This is a genomic window from Castellaniella ginsengisoli, assembly GCF_040955415.1.
GTDB classification, from domain to species: domain Bacteria; phylum Pseudomonadota; class Gammaproteobacteria; order Burkholderiales; family Burkholderiaceae_B; genus Castellaniella; species Castellaniella ginsengisoli.
On record NZ_CP158257.1, the window covers coordinates 1,481,621 to 1,506,083 of the forward strand.

Annotated in this window: 20 protein-coding genes; 12 read left to right on the forward strand and 8 right to left on the reverse strand. The window is 66.2% G+C overall.

Translation table 11 applies throughout. The features are described from left to right. The first annotated feature begins 127 nt into the window (after nucleotides 1-127). The 9 genes from ABRZ00_RS07045 to lldD all read left to right on the forward strand — a co-directional run bounded on the left by ABRZ00_RS07045 (nucleotide 128) and on the right by lldD (nucleotide 10,602). Complete coding sequence (locus ABRZ00_RS07045) at nucleotides 128-1,303, forward strand: fumarylacetoacetate hydrolase family protein (RefSeq protein WP_368642505.1); 1,176 nt, start codon at nucleotides 128-130, stop codon at nucleotides 1,301-1,303. A 137-nt stretch (nucleotides 1,304-1,440) separates the two neighbouring features. Continuing rightward, nucleotides 1,441-1,941 carry a TRAP transporter small permease gene (locus tag ABRZ00_RS07050; protein ID WP_368647632.1) on the forward strand — a complete coding sequence of 167 codons (501 nt, stop codon included), beginning with the start codon at nucleotides 1,441-1,443 and terminating at the stop codon, nucleotides 1,939-1,941. Nucleotides 1,942-1,943: 2 nt separating this feature from the next. Then, complete coding sequence (locus tag ABRZ00_RS07055) at nucleotides 1,944-3,224, forward strand: TRAP transporter large permease subunit (protein WP_368642503.1); 1,281 nt, start codon at nucleotides 1,944-1,946, stop codon at nucleotides 3,222-3,224. Between the two features lie 67 nt (nucleotides 3,225-3,291). Further along, complete coding sequence (locus ABRZ00_RS07060; RefSeq protein ID WP_368642502.1) at nucleotides 3,292-4,326, forward strand: TRAP transporter substrate-binding protein; 1,035 nt, start codon at nucleotides 3,292-3,294, stop codon at nucleotides 4,324-4,326. 152 nt (nucleotides 4,327-4,478) lie between these two features. After that, nucleotides 4,479-6,263, forward strand: coding sequence for an IlvD/Edd family dehydratase (locus ABRZ00_RS07065; RefSeq protein WP_368647633.1), 1,785 nt, complete (start codon nucleotides 4,479-4,481; stop codon nucleotides 6,261-6,263). A gap of 64 nt (nucleotides 6,264-6,327) precedes the next feature. After that, on the forward strand, nucleotides 6,328-7,740 hold the full coding sequence (locus ABRZ00_RS07070) for an FAD-binding oxidoreductase (protein ID WP_368647634.1): 1,413 nt from the start codon (nucleotides 6,328-6,330) through the stop codon (nucleotides 7,738-7,740). A gap of 30 nt (nucleotides 7,741-7,770) precedes the next feature. Beyond that, complete coding sequence (locus ABRZ00_RS07075; RefSeq protein ID WP_368642499.1) at nucleotides 7,771-8,532, forward strand: IclR family transcriptional regulator; 762 nt, start codon at nucleotides 7,771-7,773, stop codon at nucleotides 8,530-8,532. A gap of 172 nt (nucleotides 8,533-8,704) precedes the next feature. Further along, nucleotides 8,705-9,469 carry a transcriptional regulator LldR gene (gene lldR, locus ABRZ00_RS07080; protein WP_343836058.1) on the forward strand — a complete coding sequence of 255 codons (765 nt, stop codon included), beginning with the start codon at nucleotides 8,705-8,707 and terminating at the stop codon, nucleotides 9,467-9,469. Next, nucleotides 9,466-10,602 carry an FMN-dependent L-lactate dehydrogenase LldD gene (gene lldD / locus ABRZ00_RS07085; protein ID WP_343836057.1) on the forward strand — a complete coding sequence of 379 codons (1,137 nt, stop codon included), beginning with the start codon at nucleotides 9,466-9,468 and terminating at the stop codon, nucleotides 10,600-10,602. The genes lldR and lldD overlap by 4 nt, the downstream gene beginning before the upstream one ends. Before the next feature lie 54 nt (nucleotides 10,603-10,656). Here the strand turns inward: lldD and trpE are convergent, their stop codons facing one another. The 3 genes from trpE to rpe form a co-directional block, all read right to left on the reverse strand. Beyond that, entirely contained in the window at nucleotides 10,657-12,177 is a 1,521-nt protein-coding gene (trpE, locus tag ABRZ00_RS07090) for an anthranilate synthase component I (RefSeq protein ID WP_368642496.1), read from the reverse strand. Nucleotides 12,178-12,359: 182 nt separating this feature from the next. After that, complete coding sequence (locus ABRZ00_RS07095) at nucleotides 12,360-13,046, reverse strand: phosphoglycolate phosphatase (protein ID WP_343836055.1); 687 nt, start codon at nucleotides 13,044-13,046, stop codon at nucleotides 12,360-12,362. A gap of 108 nt (nucleotides 13,047-13,154) precedes the next feature. Continuing rightward, a complete protein-coding gene (rpe, locus tag ABRZ00_RS07100) occupies nucleotides 13,155-13,907 on the reverse strand; it encodes a ribulose-phosphate 3-epimerase (protein ID WP_368642495.1) in 753 nt (250 codons plus the stop codon). Between the two features lie 65 nt (nucleotides 13,908-13,972). Between rpe and ABRZ00_RS07105 the strand changes: the two genes are divergently transcribed. The 3 genes from ABRZ00_RS07105 to ABRZ00_RS07115 all read left to right on the forward strand — a co-directional run bounded on the left by ABRZ00_RS07105 (nucleotide 13,973) and on the right by ABRZ00_RS07115 (nucleotide 17,398). Then, nucleotides 13,973-15,253, forward strand: a complete 1,281-nt coding sequence (locus tag ABRZ00_RS07105; protein WP_368642494.1) for a murein transglycosylase A — start codon at nucleotides 13,973-13,975, stop codon at nucleotides 15,251-15,253. An 82-nt stretch (nucleotides 15,254-15,335) separates the two neighbouring features. Next, nucleotides 15,336-16,523, forward strand: a complete 1,188-nt coding sequence (locus tag ABRZ00_RS07110) for an FAD-dependent monooxygenase (RefSeq protein WP_368642493.1) — start codon at nucleotides 15,336-15,338, stop codon at nucleotides 16,521-16,523. A 29-nt stretch (nucleotides 16,524-16,552) separates the two neighbouring features. Beyond that, on the forward strand, nucleotides 16,553-17,398 hold the full coding sequence (locus ABRZ00_RS07115; protein WP_368642492.1) for a DsbC family protein: 846 nt from the start codon (nucleotides 16,553-16,555) through the stop codon (nucleotides 17,396-17,398). 13 nt (nucleotides 17,399-17,411) lie between these two features. Here ABRZ00_RS07115 and ABRZ00_RS07120 read toward each other — a convergent pair whose 3' ends face one another. From ABRZ00_RS07120 to ABRZ00_RS07140, 5 genes are all read right to left on the reverse strand, one after another. Beyond that, nucleotides 17,412-18,557, reverse strand: coding sequence for an ABC transporter substrate-binding protein (locus tag ABRZ00_RS07120; RefSeq protein WP_368647891.1), 1,146 nt, complete (start codon nucleotides 18,555-18,557; stop codon nucleotides 17,412-17,414). 132 nt (nucleotides 18,558-18,689) lie between these two features. Further along, nucleotides 18,690-20,498: a methyl-accepting chemotaxis protein gene (locus ABRZ00_RS07125; RefSeq protein ID WP_368647635.1), complete on the reverse strand. Its 1,809-nt coding sequence runs from the start codon at nucleotides 20,496-20,498 to the stop codon at nucleotides 18,690-18,692. Between the two features lie 253 nt (nucleotides 20,499-20,751). Further along, nucleotides 20,752-22,479, reverse strand: coding sequence for a methyl-accepting chemotaxis protein (locus ABRZ00_RS07130; RefSeq protein ID WP_368642490.1), 1,728 nt, complete (start codon nucleotides 22,477-22,479; stop codon nucleotides 20,752-20,754). Nucleotides 22,480-22,659: 180 nt separating this feature from the next. Then, on the reverse strand, nucleotides 22,660-23,316 hold the full coding sequence (locus ABRZ00_RS07135; RefSeq protein ID WP_368642489.1) for a thiopurine S-methyltransferase: 657 nt from the start codon (nucleotides 23,314-23,316) through the stop codon (nucleotides 22,660-22,662). A 69-nt stretch (nucleotides 23,317-23,385) separates the two neighbouring features. Beyond that, the gene (locus ABRZ00_RS07140; protein WP_368642488.1) at nucleotides 23,386-24,282 is read right to left on the reverse strand and encodes a hypothetical protein; all 897 of its coding nucleotides are present in this window, start codon (nucleotides 24,280-24,282) and stop codon (nucleotides 23,386-23,388) included. Nucleotides 24,283-24,463 lie beyond the last annotated feature (181 nt).

The window sequence follows — 24,463 nt, forward strand, 5'->3', positions numbered from 1 at the left end:
CTGTGTTTCCAATATATTGGAAATAAAAACAATATGTTGTTTGGATGAAAAGCGAATACTAGACTGCCTCCAGCCTCTCCGAACGCCTCTCCGGATTGCGGTGTCTCGAATATCAGGAATTCAATCGATGAATGCTGTCAGCCACTTGCCCGCCGATGTCGATCACGCCACGCTCGTGGGAAGAGTCTGGGTGCCGGGCCCGCAGGGCGGTCCCAGCACGGTGGTCGTCAAGGAAGGCATGGTCTTCGATATTTCGGCCCATGCGCCGACCATGGCGGATCTTCTCGACCGCGAGGACTGCGCCGGATTCGTGCGCCGCGTGACGGGCGCTCCCATCGGCCCGGTCGACGAACTGATCCACAACAGTCTCGCCCGGTCGCCGGAAAGCGCGGCGCCTGTCTTGTGCGCTCCTTGCGATGTGCAGACCGTCAAGGCGTCGGGCGTGACTTTCATTGTCAGTCTGCTCGAGCGGCTCATCGAGGAGCGGGCCGGGGGCGATGCCCGGCAGGCCCAGGCCATCCGCGATTCACTGCAGCAATCGATCGGCGCCGAGCTGTCCTCGGTGCGCCCGGGATCGGACAGCGCGCGGCAATTGAAGCGCGAACTGGTCCGGCGCGGCGAGTGGTCGCAATATCTGGAGGTTGCCATCGGCCCGGATGCGGAGATCTTTTCCAAGGCGCCGCCGATGGCGTCGGTCGGCCTGGGAGACCGGATCGGCCTGCATCCCGATTCCCGGTGGAACAATCCCGAGCCGGAAATCGTGCTGGCCGTGGACAGCCGGGGTAGGGCGCGGGGCGCCACTTTGGGCAACGACGTCAATCTGCGCGACATCGAAGGCCGCAGCGCCTTGTTGCTGGGGCGGGCCAAGGACAACAATGGTTCCTGCGCCATCGGTCCGTTCATCCGCTTGTTCGACGCGCACTACACCCTGGATTCCGTCCGCCGGGCCGAAGTGTCGCTGTTGATCGAAGGGCTCGATGGCTTCAGGCTGGAGGCCGTCAGCCGCATGGACCTGATCAGCCGGGATCCGCTGGATCTCGTCAACCAGGCCTACGGCGATCACCATCAGTATCCGGACGGCTTCATGCTGTTTCTCGGCACGATGTTCTCGCCCGTTCAGGATCGGGAAACCCCCGGCGCCGGATTCACTCATCACCTGGGCGACATCGTGACCATTTCATCGCCGCTGCTGGGCGCCCTGGTCAATGAGGTCCAACTGTCGACGGAGATTCCCCGCTGGACTTTCGGCGTGCGGGCGCTCTACAGGAATCTCGGCGCGCGGGGACTGCTGCTGCCCGCCTAGCGGGGCGGGATTCCGGCGCTCAGGGGTCAAAAAGCCCGGGCGCACGGGCAATGAATATCAAGAGAGATAAGGAGATGTCATTGGAGGAGAAAGACAGACGAGCGACGGCGCCGAGGATCCGGACGCTTTCCGATCTGATGTTCGCGGTGCTGACCGTCGCCCTGGCCCTGTGTGTTTTCGTGATGCTGGTGCTTGTGTTCGGCAATGTGGTGCTGCGCTATGTGTTCAATTCGGGAATCAATATCTCCAGCGAGATCGCGCGCCTGGCGTTCGTCTGGCTGACATTCGGCGGCGCCGTGCTCGCCTTCAGGACGCGCGAGCACCTGGCCATCAATATGGGAATCGAGCGCTTTTCCCCGAGGATGCAGAAGTTCACCCACGTGGCCCGGCAGTTGCTCATTCTCTGGGTGCTGTGGCTGATCATCACGGGCGGATGGGAGCAGACCGTCATCAGCATGCGCACGGTCACCCCCGTGGCGGGCATGCCGATCGCCGTTTTCAGCGGCGCGGTCCTGTTCTCGGCGGTGGCGATGGCCCTCATGGCGATTCTGGACATTTTCGTGGCCTTGCGCACGCCCGCGACGCCGGAAAACACCGGGGTGTTCCGCACCTCGGTGGACAGCGTGGAGGAGATCTGAGCATGGATGTCCTCATTTTCGTCGGCACGCTGCTGGGTTTCATGGCTTTCGGCATGCCCATCGCCTTTGCGCTGATCCTGGGCGCCATCGGCTTGATGTTTCACCTGTCCTTCTTCGACCCGCAGATCATCGTGCAGAACATGCTCACCGGGGCCGATAATTTCTCGCTCATGGCGGTGCCGCTGTTCATCCTCGCGGGCGAGAGCATGAATGCGGGCGGCATGTCCAGGCGCATGGTCTTCATGGCGACCACGCTGGTCGGCCACATCAAGGGCGGGGTGGGCTATGTGGCCATCATGGCCAGCATCCTGCTGGCGGCCCTTTCCGGGTCGGCGGTCGCCGATGCGGCCGCGCTGGCCGCGCTGCTCGTTCCCATGCTGCGCCAGCAAGGCTACGACATGGGCCAGTCCACCGGCCTGATCGCCGCCGGGGGGATCATCGCGCCCATCATCCCGCCCTCGATCTCCTTCATCATCTTTGGCGTGGCGGCCAATATCTCGGTCACCAAGCTGTTCATCGCGGGGATTGTGCCCGGCCTGCTGATGGGTCTGACGCTGACCGCGGTCTGGGCGTATTCGGCGCGCCGCTCGACAGGCATCCGGATGGCGCCCAAGGAAAGCGGCGCGGTCCGGCTGAAGGCGTTCAGGGATTCTCTCTGGGCCTTGTTCCTGCCGGTCATCATCATCGGGGGGCTGCGCGGCGGCATCTTCACACCGACCGAAGCGGGGGCCGTCGCGGCGGCCTATGCCTTGCTGATCAGTGTGTTCGTGTATCGCGAGATCGGCCTCAAAATGCTCTTTCAGGTGCTGGTCAATACCGCCAAGACGACCAGCATCGTGATGTACCTGGTGGCGGCGGCGCTGGTGGCCTCCTACATGATTACGCTGGCCGATCTCCCCGACCAGTTGATCGACCTGCTGGGCCCGCTCACGGATTCGCCCACCTTGCTGATGTTCTGCATCGTCATCCTGCTGACCCTCATCGGGACGGCCATGGATCTGACGCCCACCATCCTTATTCTGGCGCCCGTGATGATGCCGGTCATCGAGAAGGCGGGCATCGATCCGACTTATTTCGGCGTCATCTTCGTGATTGTCGGCTGCGCCGGCTTGCTGACCCCGCCGGTCGGCACGGTGCTGAACGTCGTGTGCAGCGTGGCGCGCGTGCGGATGGAGGAAGTCATCAAGGGGGTGATGCCCTATGTCATCGCCTATACGCTGCTGGTCGTTCTGATGGTGATTTTCCCGCAAATCGTACTGGTCCCCCTGGACTGGTTTTATTAAAGGCCGGAACGCGACGGCCGTGGCCGAAGCCGCGGCGGCAAACCGGTGATTTTCTGGAGGATGGCAAATGTCTGTTGATCTGAATAAAAGGCTGAGTCTCAAGACGGCCGCAGTGGGGCTGGCGGCCGCCATGACCCTGGGCCTGGCCGGCCACGATGTCATGGCCAAGGATATCAATTCGCGGATCATCCGCTTCGGTTATGGTCTGGCGGATTCGAGTCCGTCCGGCCACGCCGTGCGCTTCTTCGCCGAAGAGGTCGGCAAGCTCAGCGATGGCAAGATGAAGGTCAAGACCTACGGCAACGGCTCGCTGGGTTCCGACGAACAGATGCAGAATGCGCTGATCGGCGGCTCGCAGGAGCTCACCTTCGTCTCCACGGCGCCGCTGGCCGGCATGGTCAAGGGCTTTGGCGTCTTCGACCTGCCGTTCCTGTTCGACAATGAAAAGGTCGCGGATGCGGTGCTGGACGGGCCAGAGGGCCAGAAGCTGCTGGACACCTTGCCCGAGAAGGGGCTGATCGGGCTGCTTTACTGGGAAAATGGCTTCCGCAACCTCACGAACTCGCGCCATGCGATTGCCAAAATGGAAGACATCAAGGGCATCAAGCTGCGCGTCATGCAGAATGAAGTGGCGTTGGCGGTGTTCAATGGGCTGGGGGCCAATGCCATTCCCATGCCTTTCACCGAATTGTTCACGGCGCTGGAGACCAAGACGGTCGATGGCCAGGAAAATCCCCTGAGCACGATCAAGACCAGCAAGTTCTATGAGGTCCAGCCTTACCTGACGATTTCCAATCACGTCTATACGCCTTTCGTGCTGCTGGCCTCGAAGCGCTGGTGGGACAGCCTGACGGCCGATGAGCGCGATGTCATTACCCAGGCCGCCAAGACCTCCCAGGCCTACCAGCGCAAGATCAGCCGGGAGGCGGACAGCGAGTCGCTGCAATTCATCAAGGATCATGGCGTGGAAGTGTCGCGCTTCTCCCCCGAGGAAAAAGAGAAGATCCGGGCGACACTGGAACCGATCGTGGCCAAATTGCGCACCGAAATCGGGCCTGAAACGGTGGATGGCATCGTGAAGGCCGCACAGGCGGCGCAATGAGCGCTCACGATGGCGGCGGGGCGCGCATCCGGATGGAAGACGCTGCGCTTTGCCGCAGGCCGCCCGCGGGGCCTGGGCGGCCCGGTCACGGGCCGCGGCGCCAGATGATTGATCAATTCCTCCTTGTCGCAGAGAGTCTTTGAAGGCGTTTTATGTCCAATTCCGAAAAACCCACTTTGCGCAGCCGCCGCTGGTTCGACAATCCGGCGGATCCCGGCATGACGGCCATGTATGTCGAGCGGTACATGAACTACGGGATCACCCGTGCCGAACTTCAGTCCGGGAAGCCCATCATCGGCATTGCGCAGACCGGCTCCGATCTGTGCCCCTGCAATCGCCACCATATCGAACTGGCCAAGCGCGTGCGGGAAGGCATACGCGATGCGGGCGGCATTCCGCTGGAATTCCCGATGCATCCGATCCAGGAAACCGGCAAGCGCCCGACCGCCGCCATCGATCGGAATCTGGCCTATCTGGGCCTGGTGGAAGTGCTGCATGGCTATCCGATCGACGGCGTGGTCCTGACGACCGGATGCGACAAGACGACGCCAGCCTGCCTGATGGGCGCGGCGACGGTCAACATCCCCGCGATCGTACTGTCCGGCGGCCCGATGCTGGACGGCTGGTGGGATGGCAAGCTGGCGGGCTCGGGCACCGTGATCTGGGAGGCGCGCCGCCGCCTTGCGGTCGGGGAAATGGATTACGACGATTTCATGGATGCGGCGGCCGCCTCGGCGCCCTCGATCGGGCACTGCAACACCATGGGCACGGCGTTGTCCATGAACTCGCTGGCCGAGGCCGTGGGCATGTCGCTGCCGGGCTGCGCCGCCATTCCCGCGCCCTACCGGGAGCGCGGCTGGATGGCCTATGAAACGGGCCGGCGCATTGTCGGCATGGTGCATGAAAACCTGCGGCCCTCCGACATCATGACCAAGGCCGCTTTTGAAAACGCCGTGGTGGCGGCGGCGGCGCTGGGCGCTTCGTCCAACTGCCCGATCCACATGATCGCCATTGCCCGCCACATGGGCATCGAGCATACGCTGGACGACTGGCAGCGGCTTGGGCCGGACATCCCTTTGCTGGTGGATTGCCAGCCGGCGGGGCGGTATCTGGGCGAGGCGTTCCACCGCGCCGGCGGCGTGCCGGGCGTGCTGCGGGAATTGATGCGGGCCGGCAAGCTGGACACGACCGTCATGACGGTCACCGGGAAGACGCTGGCCGAGAACCTGAGCCAGGTGGGCGAGCCCGACCATGAAGTCATCCGGGCCTATGGAAATCCGCTCAAGCACCATGCCGGCTATGTGGTGCTGGGCGGCAATCTGTTCGACAGCGCCGTCATCAAGACCTGCGTCATCGATGAAAAATTCCGCGAGCGGTTCCTGTCCGATCCCGGGCATCCGAATGTGGCGGAATTGAAAGCCGTCGTGTTCGAGGGGCCGGAGGACTACCACGCCCGGATCGAGGATCCCGGCCTCGGGATCGATGAGCACACCCTGCTGGTCATTCGCAACGTGGGCCCTGTGGGGTATCCGGGCGGCTCGGAGGTGGTCAACATGCAGCCGCCGGCCGCGTTGCTCGCGCGGGGCATCGATACATTGCCCACCATGGGGGATGGCCGGCAAAGCGGCACGTCGGCCAGCCCGTCGATCCTCAACGTGTCGCCCGAGGCCGCCATCGGCGGCGGCCTGGCGCTGCTGAAAACGGGCGACAAGGTTCGCCTCGACTTGAATGCGCGGCGGGTCGATGTGCTGATTCCCGATGCGGAGCTTGAACAGCGGCGCGCCGCATGGCAACCGCCCGATCTGGTCAGCCAGACGCCCTGGGAAGAGATTTACCGCAGCATGATCGGCCAGCACGGCACGGGTGCCTGCCTGGAGCCTGCGACGCTCTACCTGAATATTCTGGAAACGCGCGGCGAGGCCCGCAACAACCATTGAGCGCGGGGCTGGGCGGCCCGGGGACGCGCCGCCATGAAACGGGATTGGAACAGGAAGGGAAGGCATGAAGAACGGTTTTGAGAACGCCCGGCGGCGGAGCCTGCCGCCGCAGGGGGTTGCCGAATTCAAGCAAGCGTTCGGGGCGCGGTTCGTGACGTCCGACGCCGTGCGCGCGCACCATGGCAGGGATGAGTCGCCGTATCCCGCGTGCCTGCCCGATGCCGTCGTGTTCCCGCGCGATGCGGACGAAGTGGCGCATGCCGTCAGGCTGTGCGACCGGTATCGTGTGCCGGTCATTCCATTTGGCGCCGGCTCATCCCTCGAAGGGCATGTCTTGCCCATCGAGGGCGGGATCACATTGTCCATGGCGGAGATGAACCGGATCATTTCCCTGCGGCCCGAAGACTTCACCGCCACCGTCCAGCCGGGCGTGACGCGCACCCAGATCAACGACGCCTTGCGCGATACGGGCCTGTTCTTTCCCATTGATCCGGGGGCGGATGCGTCGATCGGGGGGATGGCGGCGACGCGCGCATCGGGCACCAATGCGGTGCGGTACGGCACCATGCGCGAGAACGTCGTGTCGCTCAAGGTCGTGACGGCCAAGGGCGAGATCGTCCGGACGGGCAGCCGGGCGCGCAAATCATCCGCCGGCTACGATCTGACGCGGCTGTTCGTCGGCAGCGAGGGCACCTTGGGCATCATCGTGGAGGTGACGCTGCGGATTCATCCGCGGCCCGAGGCCGTGACCGCGGCAGTCTGCAATTTTCCGACCCTGGCCGATGCCGTGCAGTCGGTGGTGGAAATCATGCAGACGGGCGTCGGCATCGCCCGGATCGAGTTCATGGATGAGCGCGCCGTCGGGGCGGTCAATCGCCATAGCCGGCTGGAACTCGCGGAGACGCCGCTGCTGCTGTTCGAATTCCACGGCAGCGCCAGCGGTGTGCGGGAACAGGCCGAGGTGGTGCGGGAAATCACGCGCGATCATGGCGGATCGGGATTCGCCTGGGCGGAGAATCCGGAGGATCGCGCGCGCCTGTGGGCGGCCCGGCATCAATCCCATTTTGCCGGGCTGCAATTGCGGCCCGGGGCGCGCAGCGTCGCCACGGACGTCTGCGTCCCCATTTCGAAACTGGTCGATTGCGTCACCCAGACGGCGGAGGATCTGAAGTCGGCCGAGTTTCCGTTTACGATCGTGGGCCATGTCGGGGATGGCAATTTTCACGTCCAGATGCTGATCGATCCGGATTGCGAGGCGCAGTGGCGGGCGGCCGAGGCCATCAATCATCGGCTGGTCCACCGGGCGATCGGCATGGAAGGCACCTGTTCGGGCGAGCATGGCGTCGGCATCCATAAAATGGAGTTCCTGAAGACCGAGCATGGGGCGGCCGGTCTCGAACTCATGCGCCTGCTGAAACACGCCTATGATCCACACAACATCTTCAATCCGGGCAAGGTGCTTGCCTGGGACGCATGACCTGGGCCCTTCACGACGCGGCAGACCGAAATGAGCGATTCCAATTCCGCAGTGCCCGCAGTGGACAGGGCCGATGCCGTGCTCCAGGTGCTGGCCTTGAGCAGCGAGCCGGTCAGCCCCGCCGACCTGGCCCTGCATACCGGCCTGGCAAAAAGCACGCTCTACTTGCTGCTCACTTCGCTCGAACAGCGCCGCTGGATCGAAAAAAAGGGCAGCGGCTACGTCATCGGCATCGGGCTCTACATCCTGGGCTGCGCCTACGTCCATTTCGATAATCTGCAGCATATTTTCCGGACGGCCGCGGCCGAATTCGTGACTGCGCATAACGAAGTCGTCCAGTTGGCCGTGCTGCAGGGTGCCGAGGTCGTCTATCTGGCGCGCGAGGATGCCCACCGTCCGGTCCGTCTGGTGTCCGACATGGGGACGAGGCTGCCCGCGCATGCCTGCGCTCTGGGAAAGGCGCTGCTGGCGCAGTTGTCCGATGAAGAGGTCATGCGGTTGCTGCCGCGCGAACTCGTCGCCATCACGGACCGTACGATTACCCGGCATGACGTGCTGCTGGCGGAACTCGCGGCGGTCCGCCGGTCCGGGCTGGCGCTCGACCAGGAAGAGGTGGCCGCGGGCTTGAACTGTTTCGCGGTCTTTGCCGGCGAAACCCCGATGGGGCGCAGGATTGCCGTCAGCACATCGATCCCCACCGATCGGCTGGGGCCGAAGCGGGAAAAAACCATCGTGCAGGCCATCGTGCGGGTCGCCGCGCAAGTCAGGCAGAGCCTGTCGGCGCGAGCCTGATCGGGATCGTGCAAGCATAAAGGTCATACCATTTTTGCCGGTCTTTTGGGACAGGCCGGCTTGTTCATTGATTTGTTGACTGTGTGAGGGCCTGCGCCCTAAAATCTGGGACGGCATATCACTCAAATGGTCTGGCCAATATCCGGCTTCAAGCAGACCGTGCCTGTGCGGCATGCGCCTTTCCGACCGACTCGCGAAACAGCTTCTGGACCTGATCGACGAGCAGGGCCTGAAACCCGGCGACCGCCTGCCGGCGGAACGGCGGCTGGCCGAAGACCTCGGCGCTTCGCGGCCTTCGATCCGCGAAGCCATCCGCCAGTTGTCCAGCCAAGGCCTGTTGCGCAGCCGCCAGGGCGGGGGAACCTACGTCCAGGCGGCTGAATCCGTGGAAGACGACTGGCCCGAGCGGCGTCTGATGCGTCCGCTGGATGCGCTGGTGTCCGACGATCCCGAATACCGCTACGACGTGCTGGAAGCCCGCCATGCCCTGGAAGGCGGCACCGCCTGGCATGCCGCGCTGCGCGCCACGGACCAGGACCGCCAGGCGATCCGGCGGCGCTTCGAGGACATCGTGCGCTTCCAGGGCCGGGACGATCCGGATCTGTCGGCGCAGGCCGATGCCCGGTTCCACCTGGCCATCGCCGAGGCTTCCCATAATGCGGTGTTGCTGCAGATGATGCGGGGCGTGTTCGAACTGCTGCGCTCCACCGTGACCGAAAACCGCCAGCGCATGTACCTGATCCGGGATACCCAGGATCAGTTGACGGCTCAGCATCAGGCGCTGATGGAAGCCATCCTGCGCGGCGATGCCGAAGCCGCCCGGACGACTGTCTGGCGCCACCTGGAGTTCGTGCACGGCAGTGTGCGCAAACTCGACGAAGATGAAGCGCGGTGCGCCCGCGCCTCCCGTTTGCCCCCTTTCTCACTGACATCATGATCATTTCCGCTTCTACCGATTACCGCGAAGCCGCCCGGCGCCGCCTGCCTCCCTTCCTGTTCCATTACGGCGATGGCGGGGCGTATGCCGAATACACGCTCGGGCACAACGTCAGCGACCTGGCGGGCGTGGCGCTGCGCCAGCGGGTGTTGAACGATATGTCGCAACTGGACCTGTCCACGCGGCTGTTCGGCGAGACCTTGTCCATGCCGGTGGCCCTGGCGCCGGTGGGGCTGACCGGGATGTACGCCCGCCGCGGCGAAGTCCAGGCGGCGCGCGCGGCCGATCGCAAGGGCATCCCCTACACCCTGTCCACGGTGTCGGTCTGCCCGATCGAGGAGGTCGCGCCCGCCATCAGCCGGCCCATGTGGTTCCAGCTCTACGTCCTGAAAGACCGGGGCTTCATGAAAAGCGTGCTGGAGCGCGCCCAGGCGGCCGGGGTGTCGACGCTGGTCTTTACCGTCGACATGCCGGTTCCGGGTGCCCGCTACCGCGACGCCCATTCGGGGATGAGCGGCCCCTATGCCGCCCTGCGCCGCTACGTCCAGGCGGTGCTGCATCCGCGTTGGGCCTGGGACGTCGGCCTGTGGGGCCGTCCGCACGATCTGGGCAATGTCTCCCGGTATCTGGGCAAGCCGACCGGCCTGGAGGATTACATCGGTTGGCTGGGGGCCAATTTCGATCCCTCGATCTCCTGGAAGGATCTGCAATGGATCCGGGATTTCTGGCAGGGGCCGATGATCATCAAGGGCATCCTCGATCCGGATGACGCGCGCGACGCCGTGCGTTTCGGGGCCGACGGCATTGTGGTGTCCAATCACGGCGGCCGTCAGTTGGACGGCGTGCTTTCCACGGCCCGCGCCCTGCCGGCGATTGCCGATGCGGTCAAAGGCCGGATCACCCTGCTGGCGGATTCGGGCGTGCGGACCGGGCTGGACGTGGTGCGCATGCTGGCGCTGGGCGCCGACACCGTGCTGCTGGGCCGCGCCTGGCTGTATGCGCTGGCGGCGGGGGGCGAGGCGGGCGTCGCCAACCTGCTGGACCTGATCGAAAAGGAAATGCGCGTGGCCATGACGCTCACCGGCGCGCGCACCATCGCCGACATCACGCGGGAGTTGCTGGTCCGCGATTGAGCCGCAAGGCCCGCGGGGGCCGCGCCGGCGCCGCGGCCCCCGCGCCGCGTGTGTTCAGATCGGCTCGTCCAGCCCGAATTGCACCTGTTCGGCGGCGCGCAGCAGGGCGCGGGCCTTGGCCTCGGTTTCCTGCCATTCTTTTTCGGGATCCGAATCGGCGACGATCCCGGCGGCGGCCTGCACATACAGCATGCCATCGCGGATGATGCCGGTGCGGATGGCGATGGCCAGGTCCATTTCCCCGCCGTAGCTCATGTAGCCGGCCGCGCCGCCGTAGATGCCGCGGCGCACGGGTTCGAGTTCGTCGATGATTTCCATGGCGCGCACCTTGGGCGCGCCGGTCAGCGTGCCGGCCGGAAAGGTTGCCCGCAGCACGTCGATGTTGCTCATGCCGTCGTTCAGTTCGCCGCGCACATTGGACACCAGGTGCATGACGTGGGAATAGCGCTCGATGGCCATGGTGTCCGTGACTTCGACCGTGCCGGCCTTGGAGACGCGGCCGATGTCGTTGCGCGCCAGGTCGATGAGCATGACGTGTTCGGCGCGTTCCTTGGGATCGGCCAGCAGTTCCTGCTCCAGGCGCAGATCGTCGTCCTGGGTGGCGCCGCGTTTGCGCGTGCCGGCCAGCGGGCGGATGGTGACCATTTCGCGGCTGCGGCCGTCTTCGAATTCGCGGTCCTGGCGCACCAGGATTTCCGGCGAGGCGCCCACGACGTGGAACGTGTCGAAATTCCAGTAGTACATGTAGGGCGAGGGGTTCAGGGATCGCAGCGCCCGGTACAGCGAGAGCGGTGAATCGCGGAAGGGCTTGACGATCACCTGTCCGATCTGGACCTGCATCAGGTCGCCGGCGGCGATGTAGTCCTTGGCCTTGCGCACGGCGGCCAGGTAGTCGTCTTTCTTGAAGTCGCGCTCCGTGGGCGTCTGCATGCTGGCGTAGGCGTAGGGGATGACCACGGGCGTGCGCAGTTTCTCGCGCAGGGCCTTCAGGCGGCGGCGCGCCAGGGCGTAGGCCTCCGGCTGCTGGGGGTCGGCGTAGACGATCAGGTAGGTGCGCCCGGCCAGGTTGTCGACGATGACCAGTTCGTCGATCTGCAGCAGCATGATGTCGGGCGTGCCGGGCTGCTGGCCGGCGGGGCGCGGCTTGACGCACGGGCCCAGGCGCGGCTCGATGTGGCGCACGGTGTCGTAGCCGAAATAACCCGCCAGGCCGCCCGCGAAACGCGGCATGCCCGGGCGCAGGGCGACACGGAACCGCTTCTGGAAGGATTCGATGAAGGCCAGGGGATCGCCTTCGTGGGTTTCCACGATCTGGCCCCGGGTGACGACTTCGGTGGTGGTGCCGGTGGCGCGGATCAGCGTCTTGGCCGGCAGGCCGATGAAGGAATAGCGGCCGAAGCGCTCGCCCCCTACCACCGATTCCAGCAGGCAGCTATTGCGCCCGGCTTCCGGCCCGGCATGCGCCAGCTTCAGGTAGATCGCCAGGGGCGTGTCCAGGTCGGCGTAGGTTTCCGCGATCAGCGGAATCCGGTTGTAGCCTTGGGCGGCCAGTGCGTTGAATTCGATTTCCGTCATGGTGGTCTCAGGGGGGTGGAGGCAGACCGGGACAGAAACAAGACAGCCCGGCCGATCAGGGGTCCGGGCTGTGGAGGCGGGGCACAGGCGGGCCTGTGCGCCGGGTGACCGTTACGACCCGGAACGGAAATACCACCAGCGCCAATAGGCGCCGGCGGTGATCGGGTAGTAACGGAGGGTGTTCATGCGTGTTCGGTCTGGGGCGCCGCGTCGGTGGCCCAGCGGGCAGCCGCGACAATGGAGTCAACTATAGCATCCACCGGCAGGGTCTGCACGGGACGGCCCTCGTTGTAGCCGTAGGGCAGCGCCAGCACGCGCATGCCGGCCGCCCTGGCGGCCAGGGCATCGTTGATCGAATCGCCGATGAACAGGGCCTGGGAGGGAGAAATTCCCAGCAGGTCGCAGGCGTGGAACAAAGGCATGGGGTCGGGCTTCTTGCGCTCGCAGGTATCGCCGCAGACCACCGCGTCGAAATAGCCATCCAGGCCCTTCTGGCGCAGCAGGGGGCCGGTGAACTCGGCGCCCTTGTTGGTGACGACGGCCAGACGGGCGCCTTGCTCGCGGAAGGCCTGCAGGCCCGCGATGACGCCGGGATACAGGTGGCTGCGCTGGCCGTTGAGGGCACGGTAGTGGTCCTGGTAGCGGGCCAGGCCGCGCATGACCATGTCCACGCTGGCGGGCGTGCCTTCATGGCCGAGCGTGCGGATGACCAGTTGTTCCACGCCCTTGCCGACATAGGTGGCGATGATCTCTTCGGCGATCGGCGCCAGGCCCATGTCTTGACGCATGGCATTGGCGGCGTCCGCCAGATCGGGGATGGTGTCCAGCAGGGTGCCGTCCAGGTCGAACAGTATTCCGGGAAATTGCATGGTGTCGCACGCCGGGTAAAGCGGCCGCATCGGATCTGCGGCCGGGTGAATCATGAGAGCGCCGGAATGCCAGGGGCCATTCGGACGTCGGCGGGCGTCATCGTATCATTACCGCAGGGAATCTGCCGCCCGGCCCGGTGACGGGGCGTGGTTTTCGGCTGTGCGGCGCCTGGCGTCGCCCTGGGCGATGCCGTCGCGCAGCGCGGCGATGACATGGGCGTAGTCCGGCTGGCCGAACACGGCCGAACCCGCGACGAAGGCGTCGGCCCCCGCGGCGCGGATGTCGGCGATGTTGTCGATCTTGACGCCGCCGTCGACCTCCAGGTCGATGGGCTGGCCGCCCGCCGCCCGCCAGCGGTCGATGCGCGTCCGCGCCTGGGCGAGCTTGTCCAGCGTGTGGGGGATGAAGGATTGGCCGCCAAAGCCCGGGTTGACCGACATCAGCAGGACCAGGTCGAGGCGGCCCATCACGTGGTCCATCCATTCCAGGGGCGTGGCCGGATTGAACACGAGGCCGGCGCGGCAGCCGTGGTCGCGGATCAGCGCCAGTGTGCGGTCGACATGGCGCGAGGCCTCCGGGTGAAAACTGATGATGTCCGCGCCGGCATCGGCAAAGGCGGGCACGAGCGCGTCGACGGGCTCGACCATCAGATGGACGTCGATGGGCGCGGTGGTGTGGGGGCGCAGGGCGGCGCACACCATGGGCCCCATGGTCAGGTTCGGGACGTAGTGGTTGTCCATGACGTCGAAGTGGATCCAGTCGGCGCCGGCGGCCATCACGCTGGCGACCTCTTCGCCCAGGCGGGCGAAATCGGCGGACAGCAGGCTGGGGGCGATGCGGGCGGCGGGCAGTTCAGTCATGGCGAAAGGGGGTCCGGATATGTCATGATGACGGTTTTGCAGCCTCCATTTTAGTGCCCCCCCGCATGAAAAAGCATTTGTGGTTTGTGGCCGTGCTGGCCGTTCTGAGCGCGTGCTCCACCGTGCCGCTCGAAGAGCCCGCTTCCGGCGGCGGGCCTGGCGTGGCGGTGCCGGGCGAGCAGCCCCTGGCCGTTCCGCCGCTGTCGGCGTTGCCGGAAACGCCTGCGCGGCCCTTGCAGGGGCGCTATACGCCTGTTTCCTGGGACAGTGTGCCGGGATGGGCGGGCGACGACCTGAGGCATGTCTGGAAGGCGTTGCTGAATGATTGCCGCGGCCTGATGCGACCGGTATCGGGCTCGTTGGCGCTGCCCGCGCGTGCGGCGCCCCGGGCCTGGCAGCCAGTCTGCCAGGCGGCGGTACAGTCCGGCCTGGGGGCCCAGGCCGGCGGGCCCGCCGTGCGCCAGTTCCTGCAGGATCAGTTGCGGCCCTGGCGGCTCGACGATGGCGCCGGGCTGGCCGCCGTCGGCACCGTGACGGGTTATTACGAACCGCTCATCCGGGCCTCGCGGACCCGTGGAGGCGCCTATCAGTGGCCTCTCTACGCCGTACCGGACGACCTGCTGATCGTCGATCTGGGCGCGGTGTATCCGGAACTCGCCGGCAAGCGGGTGCGCGGCAAACTCGAAGGCCGCCGGGTAGTGCCCTACGACACGCGTGCCCAGATCGCCTCCGACCCGGCCCGCCAGCCCGCCGCGATCGTCTGGGCGGATGATCCGGTCGAGGCCTTTTTTCTGCAGATCCAGGGATCGGGGCGCGCCGTCCTGCCCGATGGCGGTGTCTTGCGCCTGGCCTATGCCGATCACAACGGCCGGCCGTACGTCTCCATCGGCCAGTGGCTGGCACGGCAGGGCGAGATGCCGCTGGCCCGGGCTTCCATGCAGAACATCAAGGCCTGGGCGCGCGCGCATCCCGAGCGTGTGCCGGAGTTGCTGAACGTCAATCCGGCCATGGTGTTTTTCCGCGAGGAAGCCATCATCGATCCCGAGCTTGGCCCCCGTGGCGCCTATGGGGTGCCGCTGCTGGCGCAGCGCTCCATCGCGGTCGACCCCGCCTTCGTGCCGCTGGGCACGCCGGTCTTCCTCGATATCGGGCCCCAGGGCGGCGCCGCCCCGATGCGGCGGCTGGTGTTCGCCCAGGACACGGGCGCGGCGATCAAGGGCGCGGCCCGGGCCGATTTCTACTGGGGCACCGGAGACGAGGCCGGCGCGCGCGCCGGCCGCATGAAGCAGTCCGGGCGGATGTGGCTGTTGTGGCCTGCGCGGGCCGGGGCGCCGTCGGCGCGCTGACGGCGGCGGACACCCCGCCGGGAACCCGGCTTTCCTTGGCGGGGGGCATTCGCTCGGGCGCGCGGCGCGGTAAGATGCTCGAATGAAGAATCAGGAACCCATTCTCGTCTGCGGCACCGGCATTGCCGGCCTGGCGTGTGCGCTGGGGCTGGCCCGGGCGGGCCTGCCCGCCGCCCTGCTGGGGCCGCGCCAGGCGCCGGCCGCGCGCGCCGTCGACGACTACCATCCGCGCGTTTATGCGATTTCGCCGGCCAGCCGCGACCTGCTCGATAAGCTGGGCGCCTGGCGGCTGATGGATACGCGCCGTATCACCGCCGTCGAAGCCATGGAGATTCATGGCGATGCCGACGGGCGCCTGGACCTGTCCGCCTGGCAGGATGCGCGCGACGCACTCGCCTGGATCGTCGAGTCCGGTGAGATCGAACGCGCACTCCAGCAGGCCGTGCAGGTCATGGGGATCGCCTGGCACGAGGACCGCTTCGAGCGGCTCGAGGCCCGCGCCCCGGGCGTGCGGATCACGACGGCGCAAGGCCGCGCGCTGGAGGCGGCGCTGCTGGTGGGCGCGGATGGCGCGCGCTCCCCGGTGCGGCTGGCGGCCGGCATCGAGCATCATTACACGCCCTATGGCGACATGGGGGTGGTCGCGCACCTGGACATCGGGCGGTCCCATCAGAATCGCGCCTGCCAATGGTTCACCGGCGACAGCGTGTTCGCCTTGCTGCCCATGCCGGATACGGCGGACGGTCCGCAAGCCTCTCTGGTCTGGTCGATGCATGAGGGCCGCGCGCGTCAATGGCTGGCGCTGGACGGCGACGCCCAGCAGGCTTTCCTGGCCGCGCATGCGCGCGCCATCACAGGAGACCGCCTGGGGGCGCTGCGCCTGCGCACGCGGCCCCAGGGCTTCCCCCTGACGCTTGAGCGCAGCGCGATGACGGCCCCTGGCGTTGCGCTCATCGGAGACGCCGCGCACCGGGTCCACCCGCTCGCCGGCCAAGGCTTGAACCTTGGGCTGGGCGACGTGCGGGAACTGGTGGACGTCCTGCGGATGCGCGAACCGCACCGTACGCCCGGCGATCCTCGGGTTCTGGCGCGGTACCGCCGTCGGCGGGCCGAGCCCGTCCAGGCCATGGGCCTGGTCACCGACGGCCTGCACCGGCTGTTCGGCGCCTCGAACGCGCCGACCGCCTGGGCACGCAACCAGGGCATGCGTCTCGTTGACGGCGTGCCCTTCCTGAAACGCCGCCTGATCCAGGCTGCCGCCGGCGATTGAACGCCGGTTCGTCTTTTGAGGTTCTTTCCATGAAACACTCCCTGAGCCTGGCCGCGCTGTTGTTGTGCGCCAGTTTGACCGCCCAGGCGCAGCCGGCCGCCGACCAGGTCTTGAGCACCCGGACGGCCGGCGGGGCCGAGGCGCCCGTGCCCGCCCGCGACGGCACGGCCGATCGCGTGCTGTCGACGGCTCCCGCCCAGGCCGATTCGGCTCAAGCCGTCTCCCGCGCCTTTGAGCAGCGGTTTCCCGGGATCCGCGTGGATGCCGTCCGGGTGACCCCCATGAACGGGATTTTCGAGGTTCAGGTCGGGATGGACCTGCTGTACACCGACGCCCAGGTGGATTATGTGCTGCAAGGATCGATGATCGATGCCCATGCGCGTCGCGACCTGACGGCCGAGCGGCTCGAGGTTTTGCAGCAGGTGGCCTTCGACAGCCTGCCGCTGGATCGCGCGATCAAGCAGGTCAAGGGCGACGGCACGCGCCAGGTCGCCGTCTTCGAGGATCCCAATTGCGGCTATTGCAAGCAGTTGCACCGGACCCTCGAAGAGGTGGATGACGTGACGGTCTACACCTTCCTGTTCCCGATCCTCTCGCCGGATTCCACCACCCGTTCGCGTGACATCTGGTGCGCGGCCGACCCCGCCAAGGCCTGGAAAGCCTGGATGCTGAACGGCGAGGCCCCGGCGCAGGCCGAATGCGAGACGCCGATCCAGGCCAACCTGGCGCTGGGTCGCAAGCTGAATGTGCAGGGCACGCCCGCGCTGTTCTTTGCCGATGGCAGCCGCGTCAACGGCGCGATGCCGCTGGAGTCCCTGAAAAAGAAGCTGGATGCCCAGAACGAGCCGGGGAGCGGGTCGGCCGCTGCGGGCTGACCCGGCATGACGGTCAGCGAAGCAGCGTCCAGGCGCCGTTCTTGACGGTGATGAGTTCGCGCCCGCGCTGGTCGAAACCGCTGTGGTCTTCGGGCGTCATGCTGTAGACCCCCTGGGTCGCCACCAGTTCGTGCGTTTGCTCCAGGGCGTCGCGCAATGCGCGGCGGAACTCCGGGGTGCCCGGCTGGGCGGATTTCAGCGCTGCGGGGATGGCATGCTGCAGCAGCAGGCCGGCATCGTAGACATTGGCCCCGAAGGTGGCGGGTTTTTCGCCATGCATCGCTTCGTAGCGCTGGATGTAATCCTGAACGATGGGCTTGGAAGGGTTGCTGTCAGGGATCTCGGGCAGGACGAGCATCAGGCCGGCGGCCAGGATGGTGCCTTCGGCCGCCGGACCGGCGAACTTCAGAAAGGCAGGCAGAGCGGCGCCGTGAGTCTGGTAGAAGCGGCCTTTGTAGCCTTGCTGCGCCAGGGTGGTTTGCGGTAATGCGGCGGCGCCGCCCGTGCCGGCAATCAGGATGGCGTCGGGCCTGGCCGCCAGCAGTTTCAATGCCTGCCCGGTGACGGAGCTGTCGGTGCGCTGGTAGCGTTCGGTGGCGATCAAGTCCAGGCCTGCCTCCTGGGCCATGCGGCTGAAGACCTGGTGCCAGTCATCGCCGTAGGCATCGGCGAAACCGATGAAACCGACGGTCTTGATGCCGCGTCCGACCATGTCTTCAACCAGGGCCTGGGCGATGATGCCGGTATTCTGGGTGGTCTTGAAGGCCCATTTTTTCTGCTCGGTCATGGGCAGCACGACCGACGCGGCGCCTACCGGAGCCAGCATCGGCGTGCCGGATTCCGCAGCGAACTGCAGCACGCTCATCGCGTTGGGCGAGCCGGTGGGGCCGATCAGGGCGTCCACGTGCGTTTCGCTGATCAATTTCTTGAAGGCCGTGACCGTCTGCGTCGGGTCGCTGGCATCATCCAGCGTGATGTATTCGATGGACTGGCCGCCCGCCTGGGTGGGCAGCAGGGGAACCGTGTTTTTCTGCGGAATGCCGACCAGGGCCGTCGGGCCGGTGGCGGATACCACCACGCCGACCTTCACCTGGGCATGGGCATGGAGCGGAAGGACCAGGGCCAGGGCGGCCGCGAGGGCGGCGCTGGAGAAGCGGATGTTCACGGCGATGTCTCCTGAATGAAAGACGGCCCGCGATTGCGGGCCGTTGCGCGAATCTCTCGCGATTGTAATGAAAAGGCCTGGCAGGCCGCCCCGGGGGCGCAGAGGGGGGCTGCCGAAGACCGTGCTTTAGAACTCCGTCCACTCCTCGGTGTCGGCCGAGGCCGGCGCCGGTTTTCCCGGGGCCCGCAGGGCGGGCTTCGCGGCGGCGGGGGCCGGAGCGTCTGCCCGGGCGCTGCGCCGGGGCGCTTGAGGCGCGGGGCTGACGACCTTCTCGGGAGCCGAGGGCAGGCGCGCGGGCTTGGGTGGCTGGGCGGCGTTGTTCGCGCCGGGGGCGCCCGAGGCCGTGCCCGGCTGGGCGCCGGCACGCGTTTGCGCGTCCGGGCCGGCGGCGGCGCCGTCCCGGCTCAGGGTGAAGGTGCCCACCAGGCGCGCCAGGGTGTCGGCCTGCTCCCGCAGGCTGCCGGCCGCGGCGGCCGATTCCTCGACCAGACTGGCGTTCTGGCGGGTGACGTCGTCCATCTGGGTGACCGCGGAGTTGATTTCCTCGATGCCGGTGGTCTGCTCGCGGCTGGCCGCGCTGATCTCGCCCATGATGTCGGTGACGCGGTTGATGCTATCGACGATGTCCTGCATCGTGGCGCCGGTGCGCGAGGCTTGCTCGTTGCCCTTGGTGGTCGATTCCACCGAGGTGTCGATGAGGCCCTTGATCTCTTTGGCAGCGCCCGCCGAGCGCTGGGCCAGCGCTCGGACTTCGGAAGCCACCACGGCGAAGCCGCGGCCCTGTTCGCCGGCGCGGGCGGCCTCGACGGCGGCGTTCAGCGCCAGGATGTTGGTCTGGAAGGCGATGCTGTCGATCACGCCGATGATGTCGGCGACCTGCTGGGACTTGGTGTTGATCTCGCTCATGGTGGAGACCAGTTCGGCGACGATGGCGCCGCCGTCGGTGGCGGTCTTGGCGGCCGAGGCGGCCAGGGTGTTGGCCTGCTGGGCGTTGTCGGCGTTCTGGCGCACGGTGGCGGTGATCTCTTCCATCGTGGCGGCGGTCTCGGCCAGGGAGCTGGCCTGCTGTTCGGTGCGCGAGGACAGGTCCAGGTTGCCGGCGCTGATCTGCGCCGAGGCCGAGGCGATGGCATCCGAGCCGCTGCGGATTTCGCTCACGGCATTGCGCAGGTCGTTCGCCATGTTGCGCAGCGCCTGCTCCAGGGAGGTGACCTCGTCCTTGCCCTGGGGCTGGATGTTGTGGCTGAGATCGCGGCGGGCGACGGCGCCGGCCAGATCGACGGCGCGGCGCAACGGATGGGTGATCGAGCGCGTCACGCGCCAGGCGAACAACGGCCCCAGGATCAGGGCCAGCAGGGTGGCCACCGCCAGAATGCTCAGGCCCAGTTCGGTGGCTTGCTCGCTTTCGTTGAACAGCCGGGTGACGTAGCTGCCCTGGAATTTGGACAGCTTGTCGATCTCGGCGATGTACTGGGCCGTGATCTTGGGCATTTCCTGGTTGAAGAAGGCATCGGCCTTGGCGTAGTCGCCGTTGTCCAGATCCTTGAAGGCCTGGGTGCGCCCTTGGATGTAGGCCTCGCGAACCTGCATGGCGGCGTCGTACAGCGCCCGGGCTTCTGCGCTGGTGATCATGGGTTCGATCTTGGCCCGGATGTCGGTCGCCTGCTGGTCCGAGGCATCCATGCCCTGCTTGAAGACCGCCAGCACGTCCGGATTGGTCAGGTTGGCGGCGGCCAGGGCCTGGTTGGCGTTGACCTCGACCTGGCGGGCCCATTGCAGGATCAGGGCGTTGGCGATCTGCCGTTCTTCGAGGTTGGCGTTGGCCTGCTGGCTGCCAAGCATGCGCCAGGCGCCGATGCCGGACATGACCAGCAGCAAAGCGATGATGAGCCCGAAGCCCAAGGCCAGTCGGGTGCCGATTTTGAGATTACGCATGGTGGACTCGCGTCATGGCTGAATGTCTCCTGGGCCCACGGTGGCAGCCATCCGATGCGGGCCGAACGATCGTTTGTGTCTGATTGTACGAAGCGACCCCGATTTCAAAGCGCATAACAGGCGCCCGGTGTCGCCACAGTTCAGCCGGGAAATGGGGAGGGCGGTGCGGGCGCCTGACGGAAAACAGCCCGCATGGGCATGGGGGGAACCGGCCCGACGGCGAGGACGCCGGGCCGGGGGCAGTGTCGGGGCGCTAGAAATCGATCCACTCTTCGTCGCCGGCCGAGGCCGGGGCGGGCCGGCCCGGAGCGCGCAAGGCGGGCTTCGCGGCGGCGGGGGCCGGAGCGTCTGCCCGGGCGCTGCGCCGGGGCGCTTGAGGCGCGGGGCTGACGACCTTCTCCGGAGCCGAGGGCAGGCGCGCGGGCCTGGGTGGCTGGGCGGCGTCCCGGCTCAGGGTGAAGGTGGACGCCAGGCGCGCCAGGGTGTCGGCCTGTTCTTGCAGGCTGCCGGCCGCGGCGGCCGATTCCTCGACCAGGCTGGCGTTCTGGCGGGTAACGTCGTCCATCTGCGTGATGGCGGCATTGATCTCTTCGATGCCGGTGGTCTGCTCGCGGCTGGCCGCGCTGATCTCGCCCATGATGTCGGTGACGCGGTGGATGCTGTCGACGATGTCCTGCATCGTGGCCCCGGCGCGCGCGGCCTGCTCGTTACCCTTGGCGGTCGATTCCACCGAGGTGTCGATGAGGCCCTTGATCTCTTTGGCGGCGCCCGCCGAGCGCTGGGCCAGCGCCCGGACTTCGGCGGCCACCACGGCGAAGCCGCGGCCCTGTTCGCCGGCGCGGGCGGCCTCGACGGCGGCGTTCAGCGCCAGGATGTTGGTCTGGAAGGCGATGCTGTCGATCACGCCGATGATGTCGGCGACCTGCTGGGACTTGGTGTTGATCTCGCTCATGGTGGAGACCAGTTCGGCGACGATGGCGCCGCCGTCGGTGGCGGTCCTGGCGGCCGAGGCGGCCAGGGTGTTGGCCTGCTGGGCGTTGTCGGCGTTCTGGCGCACGGTAGCGGTGATCTGCTCGGTGGTGGCGGCGGTCTCGGCCAGGGAACTGGCCTGCTGCTCGGTGCGCGAGGACAGGTCCAGGTTGCCGGCGCTGATCTGCGCCGAGGCCGAGGCGATGGCATCCGAGCCGCTGCGCACCTCGCCCAGGGCGCCGCGCAGGTTCCGCGTCATGGTGGCCAGAGCGTTCAGCAACTGGCCGATCTCATTGTTCGAGTCGACGTGGATGTCATGGCTGAGATCGCGGCGCGCGATGGTTTCGGCTGCGGCGACGGCGCGACGCAGCGGTATCGTGATGGCGCGCATGACACGCCAGGCGAGCAGCGGCCCCAGGATCAGGGCCAGCAGGGTGGCGATCGCCAGGATCTGTTCGCTCAGCAGCGCCCGGTCGGCTGCCTGCTGCTGGGCCAAGCCGATTTGTTCCTGCTGGTAGGCGCGCAGGGCTTCGATGCTGGCGAGATAGCTTTGGTTGAGCTGTGGCAATTGATTGCGGACGATCTCGGTCGCCGCCAGGTTCTGGTAGTTGTCGAGCGCCTTGTAGATAGTGCCCAGGACGTCCAGGTACTGGGCGCGCTCGGCCATGGCCTTCTGCAGAAGAGCCCGGGATCGGGGCTGGGTGAACAGCGTGTCGGCCTGCCGGGCGTAATCCTTGATCCTGGCGGTCGATTCGTCGATCCCCTGCTTGAAGTACGCGATCATGTCCGGGTCGGCGACCAGGGCGTAGGCCATGAGCTGGTTGGAGCGGACGTCGATATCCCGGGCCCATTGGTTCATCAGTTGGCCGGTTTGGTTGCGCTGGCTGATTTCCCTGGTGATCGACTGGGTGCTGAGGGCATTCCAGATGCCGATCAGCGCCAGGATCAGCGCCAGAAACAGGATGAAGCCGAAAGCTGTGGCGAGTCGCGTACTGATTTTGACGTTTTGCATGGGGATTCGAAGAGGGACGCCATACGGCAGAGGGTATCCCTTTATCTTAGGGAAAACCCTGGCCGCTTGATCGGTCCAGTAGGGGGGGATAATTCCTCTAGTGTTTTGCTTTTCCCCGGCCGATCGTTGGTTTCATGCGGAAATTGCATGGGGCGGCCGCTTGCGGCATTCCGGTGCGGCTCAGACGGCCGTCAGGCGATAGACATCCGTATTCATGCGGGAGAGGCCGAGTGCGGCGAATTTGGGTTCCTGGGCCAGGACGTCCCGGGTTTCCAGCGCTTCGATATGCCAACGGTCGCCGTAGAGGGCCTGGACCTCGGCCGCCGGCACGGAGAACGGCGGGCCGTCCATTTCAGCCTGGGGGTAATCCAAAGTCAGCAGCAAGGTGCGGCAGCCTGCGGGCAGGTGTCCATAGACGTGGCGTACGTAGCGCGCGCGCAGGTCCGCAGGCAGGGCGATCAGGGCCGCACGGTCATAGCAGGCCGAGCAGCCGGCCAGTGAGGTTTCATCCAGGTCGAAAATGTCACCACACAGGAACTCGATCGAGCCGGCGCGATACAGGGTGCCTCGGGCCGTGGCGTGGAGATCGGGCTGAAGCGCGTGTTCGGTGAAGAACTGTTCCACGGCGATCGGCGAAAGCTCGACGGCCAGGACGGCATGGCCCTGCGCCGCCAGCCACGCGACGTCCAGGGATTTGCCGGCCAGGGGCACCAGCACCCGGCTGCCGGCCGGCAGGCCAAGCGCGGGCCAGTGCTTTTGCAGCAAGGGCATGACGCGGGTCTGATGAAAGCCGGTCTGCCCGTGCGTCCAGCGTTGCAGCCAGAAATCCGTATCCATGTTTCGTATCCCATCCGAAGCGCCTCGGGTTTCCAGTGTAGCGGTTTCGGATGGGCGGCTGCGGGGCGGTCAGAAATGGTATTCGACTTGCAATGTGGGAGCGGTCGTCAGGATGCCGTCTTTCTTGGCGCCGTTGCCGTAGTAGCGGTTGCCGAACTTGTTGTGCCAGTATTCATAACCGACTCCGACCCATAAGGTGTTCTTCCTGTCGAACATCATCTGTCCGACGTCGGCCATGAGCGAGGCCCTCACCAGGATTTCCGGTTCGGTTTCCACGCCGGAGTAGTCGCGCCCCTTCTTGCTGTTGTAGTTTGCGAAGCCCTGGAATTTCATGGGGACCGAACCTGCCTGGAACGGCAGGCCCCAGGCCAGGCTCACGATCCACTGCGGATCGAAGGCGACATTGGCCTCGGGACAGGCCGGCGCGCCCAGTCCGCAGTGATTCCATTCTTTGCCTAAGAGCAGACTCAGGTCGACAAAGCCTTTGGGCACGTCGAACTTGAGCGTTGGGCCAAGCACCAGCAGGCGCTTGCGAGGGGCGAACGCCGTGTTCTTCGTGTTCAGGTCGAAACCCGCCGTCAAGGCCACATCCTTGACGGGCCCGAAGGCCAGGTCGTGATCGAAGACTTTGTCGAGGAGCAACTGGTGGCGGTAAGTCAGATAGGCCTCGGTCGCGCCGCCCGTGCTGCTTTCGTTGCGCGAACCGCCGCTGGCCGGATCGTTGCTGCTGGATTGCAGGATGTCGATGTTCAGGAAGTTCTGCCCGTAGTCGTAGCCACTGGCGTGAGTGAAGGACAGGACGTTCTTCGTGACGGTGTCCGGATTCGTAGGTTCCGTGTATGACGGGCTATAGCGATAGCCGATGAAGTTGTCGCTCCAGTTGGCGGCGTGGGCGGTGCCCGCTGCGGATACGCTGAGTCCGAGGCAGGCGGCGGCCAGCAGGCGTCGCGGTTGTTTTTGCATCATGTCTCCAATGGTTTCTTTTTCGAGGGACGCGGCCACGCGGATTTCGCGATGCCGGGCGCCTGATCCGGCGCCCCACTAACGTAACGAAGTGTTGGCCTCGTCGGCATGTCGAGGTTCTTATAGTTCGGATATACGTTCTGCTATTAATGCCGGTTGGCGCAGGCTGGCGGCGGAAGGGGAA

Excerpts from the sequence above, each read along its gene's own strand:
- ABRZ00_RS07070 (WP_368647634.1), top strand. The coding sequence starts at position 6,328 with ATGAAGAACGGTTTTGAGAACGCCCGGCGGCGGAGCCTGCCGCCGCAG.
- ABRZ00_RS07060 (WP_368642502.1), top strand. The coding sequence starts at position 3,292 with ATGTCTGTTGATCTGAATAAAAGGCTGAGTCTCAAGACGGCCGCAGTG.
- ABRZ00_RS07065 (WP_368647633.1), top strand. The coding sequence starts at position 4,479 with ATGTCCAATTCCGAAAAACCCACTTTGCGCAGCCGCCGCTGGTTCGAC.
- ABRZ00_RS07115 (WP_368642492.1), top strand. The coding sequence starts at position 16,553 with ATGAAACACTCCCTGAGCCTGGCCGCGCTGTTGTTGTGCGCCAGTTTG.
- ABRZ00_RS07055 (WP_368642503.1), top strand. The coding sequence starts at position 1,944 with ATGGATGTCCTCATTTTCGTCGGCACGCTGCTGGGTTTCATGGCTTTC.
- ABRZ00_RS07075 (WP_368642499.1), top strand. The coding sequence starts at position 7,771 with ATGAGCGATTCCAATTCCGCAGTGCCCGCAGTGGACAGGGCCGATGCC.
- ABRZ00_RS07105 (WP_368642494.1), top strand. The coding sequence starts at position 13,973 with ATGAAAAAGCATTTGTGGTTTGTGGCCGTGCTGGCCGTTCTGAGCGCG.
- ABRZ00_RS07140 (WP_368642488.1), bottom strand. The coding sequence starts at position 24,282 with ATGATGCAAAAACAACCGCGACGCCTGCTGGCCGCCGCCTGCCTCGGA.
- ABRZ00_RS07095 (WP_343836055.1), bottom strand. The coding sequence starts at position 13,046 with ATGCAATTTCCCGGAATACTGTTCGACCTGGACGGCACCCTGCTGGAC.
- lldD (WP_343836057.1), top strand. The coding sequence starts at position 9,466 with ATGATCATTTCCGCTTCTACCGATTACCGCGAAGCCGCCCGGCGCCGC.
- ABRZ00_RS07135 (WP_368642489.1), bottom strand. The coding sequence starts at position 23,316 with ATGGATACGGATTTCTGGCTGCAACGCTGGACGCACGGGCAGACCGGC.
- ABRZ00_RS07110 (WP_368642493.1), top strand. The coding sequence starts at position 15,336 with ATGAAGAATCAGGAACCCATTCTCGTCTGCGGCACCGGCATTGCCGGC.
- ABRZ00_RS07045 (WP_368642505.1), top strand. The coding sequence starts at position 128 with ATGAATGCTGTCAGCCACTTGCCCGCCGATGTCGATCACGCCACGCTC.
- ABRZ00_RS07125 (WP_368647635.1), bottom strand. The coding sequence starts at position 20,498 with ATGCGTAATCTCAAAATCGGCACCCGACTGGCCTTGGGCTTCGGGCTC.
- ABRZ00_RS07050 (WP_368647632.1), top strand. The coding sequence starts at position 1,441 with ATGTTCGCGGTGCTGACCGTCGCCCTGGCCCTGTGTGTTTTCGTGATG.
- lldR (WP_343836058.1), top strand. The coding sequence starts at position 8,705 with ATGCGCCTTTCCGACCGACTCGCGAAACAGCTTCTGGACCTGATCGAC.
- trpE (WP_368642496.1), bottom strand. The coding sequence starts at position 12,177 with ATGACGGAAATCGAATTCAACGCACTGGCCGCCCAAGGCTACAACCGG.
- ABRZ00_RS07130 (WP_368642490.1), bottom strand. The coding sequence starts at position 22,479 with ATGCAAAACGTCAAAATCAGTACGCGACTCGCCACAGCTTTCGGCTTC.
- rpe (WP_368642495.1), bottom strand. The coding sequence starts at position 13,907 with ATGACTGAACTGCCCGCCGCCCGCATCGCCCCCAGCCTGCTGTCCGCC.